The sequence below is a fragment of the Filimonas zeae genome (assembly GCF_014641615.1).
GTDB lineage: Bacteria > Bacteroidota > Bacteroidia > Chitinophagales > Chitinophagaceae > Filimonas > Filimonas zeae.
The window spans coordinates 454,447-467,208 of record NZ_BMIB01000003.1; the positions used below are offsets into that span (position 1 = coordinate 454,447).

The window sequence follows — 12,762 nt, forward strand, 5'->3', positions numbered from 1 at the left end:
TTTTTCCGTAAATAAAATATAATCCTGTCAAACCTCCTCATAAGCCCGCTACTTTTTCTTCAGGTTGTTGCAGTTCCTGTATATAACCACGTAGCTTTTGCAGGTAAACGCCATATAATTTATGCAGGTACCAGCGGGTAAAAAAATGTTGCGGTATAGATAACAAGGCAACAGCTGCCAGTGCTTTCAGCCATACAGTAGTAGTTTTAGGGCTGAATATACGCTCAGCAACATCTGCGTGCAGCCGGCTGTATTCAATCTGGTGCAGCCACAAACTATAAAACAAACACAATGGCAGCAGCAGCATGCTTAGCCAGTATACTCTTTTTACATAACGGCTGAGTATTGCGTTTATAACCGAAAGATTTTCTTTTACCGGCAGCGGAGCGGTTGCTGTTTTGTCAATGTATTTTACCAGATAGTATTGAAACAGCCCGAAGCCCACGGTAATAATGAGGAAAGAGCCAAAATATGCCCGCATTACAAACCCGGCTTTAGATAAAGCAACTGCTATAAAAGCAATAGTAAACACAATGGAAAATATAATCTCCAGCCACAGGCTGCGTTTCAATTTATCCAGCACGGATTGCGCCTGCCCTTTTAATAACAGGGCTATATCTGTTTCAGAATATTCTGTGGCGGGCTGCGACAGTTTCTGTTTTAGTTGTTGTTTCAGATCATCCAGTTCCATATACACCTATTGAGCAGGTTCGTAATGTTTTTTACTTTCTTCTTTCAAACGGCTTTTCACGCGGTTCATTTTTACGGCTACGTTGTTGGCAGTAATGCCCAGCATATCGCCAATTTCCTGGTAGCTGTAATCTTCCAGGTATAGCATTACCAGTGCCTTGTCAATTTTAGAAAGGGTAGCAATGGCTTTATACATGGCCATCAGTTGTTCCTGCACCGGGTCTGGCGTATCGGAAGTTTCCGGAAAGTTGGTGGCCAGTACCACAGCGCTTCTGCGTTGTTCCTTTTTAAAATAAGTAATAGCGGTGTTCAGCGCCACCCGGTACAGCCAGGTGCTGAAGCGGGCATCGCCTTTAAAGTGCGGGTAACTTTTCCATGCCTGTAAGGTTATTTCCTGAAAAAGATCTTCCCGCTGCTCACTGTTATCCATATACAGGTTACAAACCTTATGTATAATGTTCCGGTGTTGTGAAAGCAGCGCAATAAATTCAGCGGATTCGGGCATACTTATAATTAATACATAACGGGAGTAACGGTGTAACCTTGTTTGCGCAGCAGGGCAATAACGCCTTTGTTGCCACCGAGGTGTCCGGCGCCTACTGCAAAAAAGGTGGGTTGCTGTTTAGCCTGTGCAGCTATTTTGGGTACCCAGTTGGCGTTTCGGTTGTATAATAATACAGGTGCGTATTTGCCCAGGTCTTTATCTTCCACTACTTCCTGCTGCAGTTTATCCAGGTCTTTATTCTGATACATGTTTACCAGTTTGGTATTGGTGCGTTGCAGACTATCGAAGTTGTACAGCATTTCTTTCAGGCTTTCTGCCTGTGCTTTATAGGGAATAGAATCGAAGATGCTCATTTGAAAGGCGATTGTTTCCAGCCCGTTCACCGGCATGTTCAGTTCTTTGGCCATCATCATAAATACGGTTTCCCAGCCTTCGGGTTTGCACTGCATCATAGCAGGGTATAACATGGAGGCCAGTAATATAGGTTTGGACGATTTAAACAGCAGCATGGGAATGCCGGTGCGCTTTTGAAACAGCGTGGCCACCGAGTCGTAATCTTTAGGCGATAAAAAATCACTGAGCGACTGTTTGTTTTTCATAGGCATGTATTTCAATGCTTCCAGTGCCATGGTGGGATCGTCCATATCCAGCTCCAGATACAATTGTTGGGTGCTGCGGAATGCTTTTTTAATAGCAGAATCTATTTTCAGCTGATCCTGACACACCAGGTGGTGGGTGCCATACAAATAAGAGGCGGAGTGGATGCCTTTTCCGCTTATCTTCCACAGCAGTGTTTTTTCAGTGGGCTTTTGCGCCAGACATACGCCGGAGATAAAGAAGGCTATAATAGGTATCAGGTATTTCATATCACACGAAAGGTATGGTTTTATACATTAGTATAGCGGCAGGGCAAAACATTACAGGCTAAAAATAAAAAACCCTGTGTGAATACACAGGGTACTAAACCAAAACCAACTCTTATGAAACTATCCTTATCTAACCAATTAGTTAATCGCAATTTCTTTAGGCGTTACTTTTACTTCTTCTTTTTTAGGAAGCAGCAGTTCCAGTACACCATTTTCATACTTAGCCTGTATGCCATCCACATTAATAAGATCGTCTACAGTAAAACTTCTTTTGAAGCTGGATATGCTGAATTCACGGCGATGTGTTTTTTGTTCTTTCTGTTCCTGCTCCGCTTTCTTTTCATAGCTGATAGTTAAAAGACCTTTCTCCACATTAATTTTAAAATCGCTCTTGTTTAAACCCGGAGCAATCAGTTGTACCTGGTAACCGTTGTTATTTTCGTAAATGTTTACCGGAGGTACGTTGTTAGTGTGTGCATTGTTAGCAGGGAAAGAAGTAAAGAACTCATCAAAAAGATTTCCCAGATTTCTGTAGTTGTGTTTTACCAGTGTCATAATTATTCCTTTTTTAGTTTTTTGAATTTGTTGTTCCGGAACAAGTAGTTCAAATGGCGTTCCATGCCGTTTTTTGGGCCTTATTCCGTACAAAATGGCAAGATTTGTAGTAGTTTTGTGCCTTTTTGTCTGTTATTGATCTGTGAAAAGGTCAAAATGTCATAAAAAAGGTTTTTACGGAACGATGTTTTCACGTAATTTTGTTATCCTAACAAAGGAAAAGGAGGAATAAGCGAGATGTATCCAGCAGAAATAGTACTGCCAATGAAGGCAGAATTAACAGATAACGGTTTTGATGAAATGGTAACTCCTGACGAAGTAGATACCACTATAAAAGCAGCAGGTACTACCCTGGTAATGATTAACTCTGTATGCGGTTGTTCCGCAGGCAGTGCAAGACCCGGTGTACTGATGGCAGTAAGTAATACAGAAAAGCGTCCTGACAGACTTACTACCAGCTTTGCAGGTTTTGATGTAGACGCTGTTAAAAAGTTAAGAGAGCATTTATTGCCTTACCCACCGTCTTCACCCGCCATCGCTTTATTTAAAGATGGCCAACTGGTGCACTTTATAGAGCGCCACCAGATTGAAGGCAGACCGGCACAGGCAATAGCACATAATTTAATCGCCGCTTTCAATCATTATTGTTAAGCCGCTAAAGAGCCTCGATGTTAGCCGCAAGGCTTTCATCATGGATGGGTTAGTAAATAGTTCCCCCTGATTCTTCAGGGGGATTTTTATTTGCTGCCAGCTTTGTAAGGCTGATACCGCATTTTTCTCTAACATTGCAACGCATTGAAACCTATTACGGATGTATCCTAACTTATACTATCTCTTTAAAGAACTGTTCGGTATCGAAATTGAGGCCCTTAAAGTCATCAACTCCTTCGGCTTTTTTGTAGCCATTGCTTTTTTCATATCTGCATGGGTATTGATGAAGGAATTAAAGCGCAAAGAGAAAGAAGGATTGCTTACTTATGAAGACACGAAGGTGATAGTAGGTAAACCTGCTTCTGCTACAGAGCTGCTTGTTAACTTTATACTCGGCTTTGTATTCGGTTATAAAATACTGGGCGTACTGTTTACCGAAGGTGCGTTAAAAGATCCGCAGGCTTTTATCTTCTCTTCTGCCGGTAGTATTCCTGCCGGTATGGTATTGGGTTTGTTTTTTGCCGGCCTGAAGTGGTGGGATAAGAACAAGGCTAAAATGCCGAAGCCGATGGAGAAGGATATGAGAATATGGCCGAGCGACCGGGTAGGAGATATTACCATTCTGGCGGCAATATTCGGCTTTCTGGGTGCTAAAGTTTTTGATAACCTGGAAAACTGGGATCGGTTTATACAAGACCCTATTGGTAACCTGCTGGCGCCTAGCGGGCTTACTTTTTACGGGGGGCTTATTTGTGCTACCATAGCTATTGTGGTGTTTCTGCGTAAGCATAATGTAAACATTATTCATGCTGCGGATGCCTTTGGGCCGGTGCTGATGTTATCGTACGGTTTGGGCCGTGTAGGTTGCCAGGTAGCGGGCGATGGGGATTGGGGTATTGTAAACACCAAACCCAGGCCTTTCAGCTTTATACCCGATTGGGCATGGGCTTACGATTATGCGCATAACGTAAACAAAGAGGGGGTTCCTTTACCGGGTTGTACCTGGGATGACTATTGCACGCATTTGCCACAGCCAGTGTATCCTACGCCATTGTATGAGATTATTATGAGCCTGGCTTTGTTTTTCCTGTTATGGTCGTTACGCAAGCGTGTAAAGGTTGCCGGACGTTTGTTTGCCGCTTATTTATTTGTGAATGGGCTGGAGCGTTTTCTGATTGAAAAAATACGGGTGAACACGCCACAGAATTTCTTTGGTTTTCACCCTACACAGGCAGAGATTATTTCTACCTGCCTTATGCTGGCTGGTATAGCCCTGTATCTGCTGGCCCCACAATTACAAAAAAGCAAATTCCTTAATTCGCCGCCGCCCAGGCAGGTGAATGGCTGATAAAACAGCTGATATTTTTCAAAAGCCTCCGTAAGGGGGCTTTTTTGTGCCCGGTAATTCCCGCTATCCCGGTTTATAACCGTTTATCCCATCCGTGTAACAGAACGGGGCTTTACACGTAGTAGTGCCGGTGAATGTGCGCGCCATTCATCAGTAATAGCAACCGTTCGAAGTAAAGCATTGTACTGTGTAAAACATAGTACCTATTTTAGACCTGTAATTAATGACAACCACTTCCAAACATATTACCGTGAGAAAATTTACTCCAATATTCCTTTTACTGCTTGTTTTATCTGCCCGGCAGGTATTACAGGCGCAAGTGCCCGCGGGCAGCCTTAGTGGCAGGGTGCTGGGCAAACAGCACCCTTTAGAGGCAGCTACTGTGCAATTACTGAAGGCAAAAGACTCCAGCCTTATTAAAACAGCTGTTTCGGATAAAGCAGGTGTATACACCATAGCCGGTGTGGTACCCGGCAGCTACCTGGTAGCGGTAGAAGCGGTAGGCTACGAAAAACGCTATTCGCCGCTTATTACTGTAACCAAAGCCACGCAGCAGCTACAGGTGGCGGATATACAGCCGGAGCTGGCAAAAGCAGCTCTGGAAGGCGTTACCGTTACCGCTAAGAAGCAACTGATAGAGCAGAAACTGGATAAAACCATTGTGAATGTAGATGCATCGCCCACCAATGCCGGATTAAGCGCGCTGGATGTGCTGGAAAAATCGCCCGGTATTACGGTGGATAAAGACGGTAACATAAGCCTGAAAGGAAAGGCAGGTGTACTGGTGCTGGTAGATGGCAAGCCTACTTATTTAAGCGGAACTGACCTGGTAAATATTCTGAAGAATATGCCGTCTTCCAATCTGGATCAGGTGGAGATTATGACCAATCCCCCCGCACGGTACGATGCGGCTGGTAACTCAGGGGTAATTAACCTGCGTACTAAAAAAACGAAAATAACCGGCTTCAATGGCAGCGTAACCCTGGGGGCGGGCATGGGGTTAAGGCCTAAAAGCAACAACAGTATCAATCTCAATTACCGCACCGGTAAGGTTAACCTGTTTGGCAACTATAGCCATTACTGGAATAAAAACCAGCAGGATACCCGTATTACCCGCAATTTCCGCAACCAGTCTACAGAAGAAATTATGTCTGTGTTTACCCAGCGTACCGTTATGAAGCGCAACAACCAGAGCCATAATTTTAAGGCAGGGGTGGACTACTACCTTACCTCCAAAACTACTATTGGTGGTGTAGTAACGGGTTTCTTTAACCCACGGGTAAGTGATAACGACAATGTTACCCAGATAACCAAACCGGGCGCAGTACAGGTAGACAGCATTACCGTGGCAGATTATAATGATAAAGGACACTTTAACAATCTGGGCGCAAACGTTAACCTGCGGCATCAGTTCGATTCAACCGGAAGAGAATTTACAGCCGATGTGGATTATCTGCAATACAAGGGCGAGAACAATCAGTATTTCCGTAATATATTCTACAACGGGGGATGGAGCAAAACCCGGGCAGATGAATATATGAACGGAGCTTTGCCTTCTGATATCCGCATCTACAGCGCCAAGGCAGATTATACACACCCTATGAAAGACAAATCGAAGCTGGAAGCCGGTGTAAAAACCAGTGTGGTAAAAACAGATAACGATGCCCGTTATACCGTACAGAACCTTGCCACGGGCAACTGGGATACCGATAAAGGCCGTAGTAACCACTTTGTGTACCGCGAAAACATTAATGCTGCATACGCCAATTATAGCAGACCGCTGAGCAAAAAATGGAGTGCCCAGCTGGGGGTGCGGGTAGAGAATACCAATGCCAGAGGCGAGCAGCTGACTACCGGCGAAGTGTTTAACAGAAACTATACCCAGCTGTTTCCTACTGCCTATATTGGTTATACCGCTAACGGGAAAAACCAGTTTGCGTTAAGCTATGGCAGAAGAATACAGCGGCCCGATTATGAGGATATGAACCCGTTTTATTATTTCCTGGACAAGTATACGTTTGAAAAAGGCAATCCCAGTCTGCGTCCGCAGTTTAGTCATAATATTGAGTTGAACCATACCTGGAACAGCTTTCTTACCTCTGGTATCGGCTATTCACAAACCAATGATATCATCATGGATGTGCTGGAACAGGTAGATAGTATTACTACTACCTACCAAACCAAAAGCAACATAGCCAAAACCAAAGTGTATACCGCAAGCATAAGCGCTAATATGCCGGTAACCAAATGGTGGAAGGCCAATATTTATGCGCAGGCCAACCACAGCCGCTTTAGTGGGGTGGTAAATAATGGTTACCTGGAAGTAAATGGCAATGCCTTTATGACCAATATCTCTAACCAGTTTCAGATTGGTAAAACCTGGAACCTGGAACTGAGTGGCTTTTTCCGCAGCAGTGCCGTAGAAGGGGTGATTGTTTCCAAACCCATGGGAGCGCTGAACTTTGCGGTGAGCAAACAGATAATGAATAAAAAAGGCAGCCTGCGACTCAACATTCGCGACTTTTTAAACGTACAGGCTTTCAGAGGTTACAGCCGTTATCAGAATGTAGATATAAATATCTATAACCAATGGGATAACCGTGTGGTGAATGTGAGTTTCACGTATCGTTTTAGCAAGGGGCAGGCGGCGCAGCAGCGTAAAAGAGGCGGAGCAGGCGATGAACAAAACCGGGTGAAGGGCGACAATTAACAATCTTTTGATACCGCTCATCCAGATTTGACATTTTTATTTCCGGAACGTGCAACATCTTCACCTTATCGGTTATCAACCACAAAAAATTGATTTAAGTTTCTCATGTGCATTATATAGTAACGGCCCTGATGTCTATCAGGGCTTTTGTTTTTTATGTATATTGCCGCCCTATGACAGTTGAACAAATTAAGGATATGAGGGACCGTGTTAGTGTCCTGAGGAGGTTTCTTTGACGTCGATAATCGTATTGCCAAAATAGATAACGACCGTCAGCTCTCACTCTCGCCGGGCTTTTGGGACGATAACCAGCGTGCCACGGCTATTATGAAAGAAATTAAGGTAAATGAATTCTGGCTGAAGCTGTACCGGCAGGTAGAGGCGGCAGTGGAAGATTTTGCAGTGTTATTCGATTTCTGGAAAGGGGGAGATGCTACAGAAGAAGAAACCCGTGCCTCTTACGAGCAGGCACTGAAAGAGATTGAAGACACGGAGTTTAAAAGCACGCTTAACCAGCCGGAAGATGAACTGCCGGCCGTATTGCAGATTAACCCGGGTGCTGGCGGTACCGAAAGCCAGGACTGGGCAGAGATGTTATTACGCATGTACCGCATGTATGGTGATAAGCAGGGCTGGAAGGTATCTGAACTGGATTACCAGGAAGGCGATGGTGCCGGTATTAAAGCCGCTACGTTACAGTTTGACGGGCCTTTTGCCTACGGCTTTCTGAAAGCCGAAAGCGGGGTACACCGGCTGGTGCGTATATCACCTTTCGACAGTAATGCCCGCAGGCATACTTCTTTTGCTTCTGTATTTGTGTACCCGCTGATTGACGATAGTATTGAAATTGCCGTAAACCCCGCCGAATTGGAATGGGAGTTTTACCGCAGTGGTGGTAAAGGTGGCCAGAACGTAAACAAGGTAGAAACCGCGGTGCGTTTGAAACACTTACCCAGTGGTATTATTGTGGAATGTCAGCAGGCACGTACACAGGGCGAAAACCGCGAACTGGCTTTGAAAATGCTGAAGAGCCGTTTGTACGAGGAAGAACTGCGCCGCCGCGAGGAGGCCAAGAACGCTACCAATGCCAGCAAAAAGAAAATTGAGTGGGGCAGCCAGATACGGAGTTATGTATTTCACCCGTATAAGATGATTAAAGATCACCGTACGGATTATGAAGTGGGTAACGTGCAGCCTGTAATGGATGGCGAGCTGGATGGCTTTATTAAAGCCTATCTGATGAGCGCCAAGGAAGAAGAAGCCTAAGCTGTTTACAGCTTCCCATATTTGTAAGTAAACCGGAACCAGCGTTTCCGGTTTATTTTTTTCTCCATATCCACAATCAGCTGTTTCCGTTCCAGCTGTTTCAGATCGGGTAGCTGCAGTGCATTGCCCTGTAATTGTTTCAGCTGCTCAATAGCTACAAAACCAAAGGCGCAGATACCTGCCAGGCAAATAGAAAAGGTTTGTTTGCGGCTTTGCGAACAGGGCAGGGCGGCAATGTATGCTTTCAGTTGCGTAACCTGTGCGGCAAAAAACTGCTCAAAGGTGTAAGCGTTGGTCATGCGGTTGGGTAGCGTGGCTATTTCGTCCTGCAGGTCTTTATAAATATCATACAGGTCGTTGGTTAGTTGTATAATGCTGCCTATGCGGTACCAGCATTCCTCTTCAGCTTCCGAAGCTTGTATATCCAGATAATGCCTGCATAGCAGCACGGCATAGCCTCCTTTCATAAACGTAATCTGCTGAATGGTTTCATCCGGCAGGGCACTCTGGTGTTGCTGTTGCGAGGCTATCTGGGCATCAAACAGGCTGCGGGCAATATTCAGATAGGCATCTTTATCCTGCACATAGTTTTTTAACAACAGGTGCGATTGGCGAAAGGCTTTTTCGTCAAAAGTATGTGCCTCATAGTTTTCCGGTGTAAAAGAAACGGCAGCCAGCTGTTCTGTGGTAATACCACCATAATCAGTAAAATCATCAAACAGCGAGCTGCATATAAAGTAGTGCACCAGTCTTTCTTTTTCAGCAAGGGTAGTGTTGCGCCCATGTAATCCTGCAAACACATCGCAGATCATGGGGTTGTAAATAGCATAGCTTACTATTACCTTACGGCGCGTGGCGGGTACAAAGCTGCCGCCCAGCTTTTTTTCAATATCAGTAAGTATTTGCTCTGCCCTGGCGGTTTCTTTCCTGCGGCTTTGGCTCACGTATACCACCTGCTTCAACACTGTTAAACAAAACCTGGAGAAATAACGCATAGTGCAAGAAACTTTATTTCTTAGGTTTGTGCAAAATTTTTAGCTATGAATCTGGGATATTTTAATTACCCGTTGCCGGCCAACGAGCCTGTGCAGAACTACGCGCCCGGCTCGCCTGAGCGTGCCACGCTGAAGAAAGCACTGGCCGATCTGAAGAAAAAGCCTCTGGAAATTCCGATGTACATTGGCGGCCGCGCTATTAAAACCGGTAAAAAAATAGCCATCCGTCCTCCTCACGAAACTGCACATGTGCTGGGCCATTTTCACATGGGCGATGAAAAGCATGTACAGCAGGCTATTGATGCTGCGCTGAAGGCAAAAGAAGCCTGGGCCAACATGCCATGGGAAGACAGGGCGCATATCTTTTTAAAAGCAGCCGACTTGCTCGCTACCAAATACCGGGCGTATATCAACGGCACCACCATGCTGGGCCAGAGTAAGAATGCTTACCAGGCAGAGATTGATGCTGCCTGTGAACTGATAGACTTTCTGCGTTTTAACGTGCATTACCTGAGCGAGATTTACCGCCAGCAGCCCGCTTCTGCACCAGGCATTCACAACAGGCTGGAATGGCGCCCGCTGGAAGGGTTTGTACTGGCTATTACGCCGTTTAACTTTACTGCTATTGGTGGTAACCTGCCTACCAGTGCTGCTATGTGCGGCAATGTGGTGGTATGGAAAGCGGCTGACACCCAGATATATTCTGCGCAGATGTTTATGCGTATCTTGAAAGAAGCCGGTTTGCCCGATGGCGTAATTAACCTGGTATATGTAAACGGACCTGCTTTAGGCAAGGCTTGTTTTACACACCCTGATTTTGCAGGTGTACACTTTACCGGTTCTACAGGTGTGTTCAACACCATCTGGGAAACCATTGGTAAAAACATCTCTAAATACAAAACCTACCCACGTATTGTAGGCGAAACCGGCGGTAAAGATTTTGTGCTGGTGCACAAGAGTGCCGATGTGGATGTGGCCGTTACTGCATTGGCAAGAGGTGCTTTTGAGTTTCAGGGCCAGAAATGTTCTGCGGCGTCCAGAGCCTACATACCTTCTAACCTGGCTACCGCTATCAAAAACAAACTGGTAGCTACTGTAAACACCTTTAAAATAGGTACGGTAGAAAACTTTGGCAACTTTATTAATGCGGTAATTGACGAAAAGAGCTTTAATAAAATTACCGGTTATATAGACAGGGCAAAAGAAGATAAAAAAGCCACCATTCTGGTAGGTGGCACTTACGACAAATCGGAAGGTTATTTTGTAAGCCCTACGGTTATTGAAGTAAAAGACCCGCGTTATGCTACTATGACCGAAGAAATCTTTGGCCCGGTACTTACCCTGTATGTATATGAGGTGGATGATTTTGATAAGGTGTTAAACCTGGTAGATACTACCTCTCCTTATGCACTTACCGGTTCAATACTGGCGCAGGACAGAGAAGCTGTGGTAAAAGCTACGGCTGCACTGCGTAACTCTGCCGGTAACTTTTATATTAACGATAAGCCTACCGGTGCGGTAGTAGGGCAGCAGCCTTTTGGTGGTGCCCGTGCCAGCGGCACCAACGATAAAGCAGGCAGTCAGCTGAACCTGTACCGCTGGTTAAGCGCACGTACTATTAAAGAAACATTCAATCCTCCGGTGGATTATAAATATCCGTTCCTGGCAGAGGACTAATAAGCCGTTTGAATAAAAAAGGGAAGCAACTTGATAATTGCTTCCCTTTTTGTATCGGGAAAGTGAAAATTCAAAAGTAAAAAGTAAAAACTCCCAACTTCAAACTCTCAACTCTCAATTCACTACTCACTACTCCTGCGGGCTGCCGGCAGCATCCGGTGCTTCAATAGCCAGTAATTCCACATCAAATATCAGGGTAGAACCACCTTTAATTACCGGACCCGCGTCTCTATCGCCATAACCCAGTTCAGAAGGTATAAACAGTTTCCATTTGCTGCCTACAGGCATTAACTGTAAAGCTTCGGTCCAGCCGGCAATTACATTGCTTAAGCCCAGGCTTATAGGTTGGCCGCGGTCCACAGAACTGTCAAATACAGTACCGTCAATCAGCATACCATGGTAATGCACTTTTACTTTATCGGTAGCTTTTGGCTTAGGGCCATCGCCTTGTTTCAGAATCTGATATTGCAGGCCACTGGGGGTAGTAACCACACCGGGCTTGGTTTTGTTGGCAGCCAGAAATGCAATACCTTCTTTACGCGCTACAGAAGTTTTATCGCGCTGAATGGTTTGCATACGGTCCATAATCACCTTATTCATTTGTTCAGGAGTAAGGGCAGCTTTGTTCTTCTTCATCACATCGTCAAACGCTTTCTGCACCATGGCCATATTTACCTGATTAACGCCTTTGTCTTTAAAAAAGCTGGCGGTACTCATAGCAATGGCGTAACTGAAGCTATCGGTAATATTTTGTGTGCCGGTAGCAGCCGGTTTTACTACTGTTTTTTTAACACCGGTAGCTGGTTTGGTTGTTTTAGTCTGGGCAAAAGCGCCGGTAACAGCGGCCAGAGCGCTAAAGGTTACAATTATTTTTTTCATCCGTTTCAATAACTTTTAAATAAGCCCGCCTAAGATACAGTATTCATCATTCACCGGAATGCTTTATTTTAGTGCCTTAAACAGCGGAATTTATTTTGAAATCTATCTTAACGGCTCAACAGGTAGCATTAACGGTAAAAAGACTGGCCTGCCAGATTCTGGAAAACCATCTTCAACTGGAAAATACGGTGATTATTGGCCTACAGCCCAGAGGCATTTTTCTGAGTGACAGAATTGTGGCGGAGTTACGCGGGTTACTGGGTACTGCTGAGGTGCCTTATGGCAAACTGGATATTACTTTTTACCGGGATGATATACGCAAGGAGTTGCATGTGGCCAATGCTACCAACATTCCTTTTAGCATAGAAAACAAAAACGTAGTGCTGATAGATGATGTACTATGGACCGGACGTACCATACGTGCCTCGCTGGATGCGTTGCTGGATTTTGGACGCCCGGCCAAAGTGGAACTGTGTGTACTGATAGACCGCCGTTTCAGCCGTGAACTGCCTATTCATGCCGACTATATCGGACGCGCCATAGACACTTTTGCTTCTGATAAAGTAAAAGTATACTGGAGCGAAAAAGATCCTAAAGATGAAGTAGTGCTTGTATAAGCA

General features: G+C 45.0%; 11 protein-coding genes and 1 pseudogene. 6 read left to right on the plus strand and 6 right to left on the minus strand.

Going from position 1 to position 12,762, the window contains the following annotated elements:
* Positions 1 to 37: 37 nt before the first annotated feature.
* From IEY13_RS14990 to IEY13_RS15005, 4 genes and pseudogenes are all read right to left on the minus strand, one after another.
* Positions 38 to 691 carry a hypothetical protein gene (locus tag IEY13_RS14990; RefSeq protein WP_188953502.1) on the minus strand — a complete coding sequence of 218 codons (654 nt, stop codon included), beginning with the start codon at positions 689 to 691 and terminating at the stop codon, positions 38 to 40.
* Positions 692 to 787: 96 nt separating this feature from the next.
* Positions 788 to 1,195, minus strand: a pseudogene (locus tag IEY13_RS14995) (RNA polymerase sigma factor); the annotation flags it as partial.
* An 8-nt stretch (positions 1,196 to 1,203) separates the two neighbouring features.
* The gene (locus IEY13_RS15000; RefSeq protein ID WP_188953506.1) at positions 1,204 to 2,061 is read right to left on the minus strand and encodes a TraB/GumN family protein; all 858 of its coding nucleotides are present in this window, start codon (positions 2,059 to 2,061) and stop codon (positions 1,204 to 1,206) included.
* Between the two features lie 138 nt (positions 2,062 to 2,199).
* On the minus strand, positions 2,200 to 2,616 hold the full coding sequence (locus IEY13_RS15005; RefSeq protein WP_188953508.1) for an Hsp20/alpha crystallin family protein: 417 nt from the start codon (positions 2,614 to 2,616) through the stop codon (positions 2,200 to 2,202).
* A 237-nt stretch (positions 2,617 to 2,853) separates the two neighbouring features.
* On the opposite strand from IEY13_RS15005, the gene IEY13_RS15010 reads away from it, so the two are divergent.
* The 4 genes from IEY13_RS15010 to prfB all read left to right on the plus strand — a co-directional run bounded on the left by IEY13_RS15010 (position 2,854) and on the right by prfB (position 8,591).
* On the plus strand, positions 2,854 to 3,267 hold the full coding sequence (locus IEY13_RS15010) for a BrxA/BrxB family bacilliredoxin (RefSeq protein WP_188953510.1): 414 nt from the start codon (positions 2,854 to 2,856) through the stop codon (positions 3,265 to 3,267).
* A 160-nt stretch (positions 3,268 to 3,427) separates the two neighbouring features.
* Entirely contained in the window at positions 3,428 to 4,615 is a 1,188-nt protein-coding gene (locus IEY13_RS15015) for a prolipoprotein diacylglyceryl transferase (protein ID WP_188953512.1), read from the plus strand.
* A gap of 250 nt (positions 4,616 to 4,865) precedes the next feature.
* Positions 4,866 to 7,325 carry a TonB-dependent receptor gene (locus IEY13_RS15020; protein ID WP_188953513.1) on the plus strand — a complete coding sequence of 820 codons (2,460 nt, stop codon included), beginning with the start codon at positions 4,866 to 4,868 and terminating at the stop codon, positions 7,323 to 7,325.
* Positions 7,326 to 7,498: 173 nt separating this feature from the next.
* A protein-coding gene (gene prfB / locus IEY13_RS15025; protein ID WP_188953515.1) for a peptide chain release factor 2 occupies positions 7,499 to 8,591 on the plus strand; the annotation gives its coding sequence in 2 pieces (ribosomal slippage) (positions 7,499 to 7,546 and positions 7,548 to 8,591; 1,092 coding nt in all).
* 5 nt (positions 8,592 to 8,596) lie between these two features.
* Here prfB and IEY13_RS15030 read toward each other — a convergent pair.
* Entirely contained in the window at positions 8,597 to 9,586 is a 990-nt protein-coding gene (locus tag IEY13_RS15030; protein WP_188953516.1) for a hypothetical protein, read from the minus strand.
* A 45-nt stretch (positions 9,587 to 9,631) separates the two neighbouring features.
* Here IEY13_RS15030 and pruA point away from each other — a divergent pair, with 45 nt between their 5' ends.
* Positions 9,632 to 11,263: an L-glutamate gamma-semialdehyde dehydrogenase gene (gene pruA / locus IEY13_RS15035; protein WP_188953518.1), complete on the plus strand. Its 1,632-nt coding sequence runs from the start codon at positions 9,632 to 9,634 to the stop codon at positions 11,261 to 11,263.
* 129 nt (positions 11,264 to 11,392) lie between these two features.
* On the opposite strand, the gene bamJ is transcribed toward pruA, so the two are convergent.
* Entirely contained in the window at positions 11,393 to 12,142 is a 750-nt protein-coding gene (bamJ, locus tag IEY13_RS15040) for a BamJ family beta-barrel-assembly machinery protein (RefSeq protein ID WP_188953520.1), read from the minus strand.
* A 95-nt stretch (positions 12,143 to 12,237) separates the two neighbouring features.
* Here bamJ and pyrR point away from each other — a divergent pair, with 95 nt between their 5' ends.
* Entirely contained in the window at positions 12,238 to 12,759 is a 522-nt protein-coding gene (gene pyrR / locus IEY13_RS15045; protein ID WP_188953522.1) for a bifunctional pyr operon transcriptional regulator/uracil phosphoribosyltransferase PyrR, read from the plus strand.
* Positions 12,760 to 12,762 lie beyond the last annotated feature (3 nt).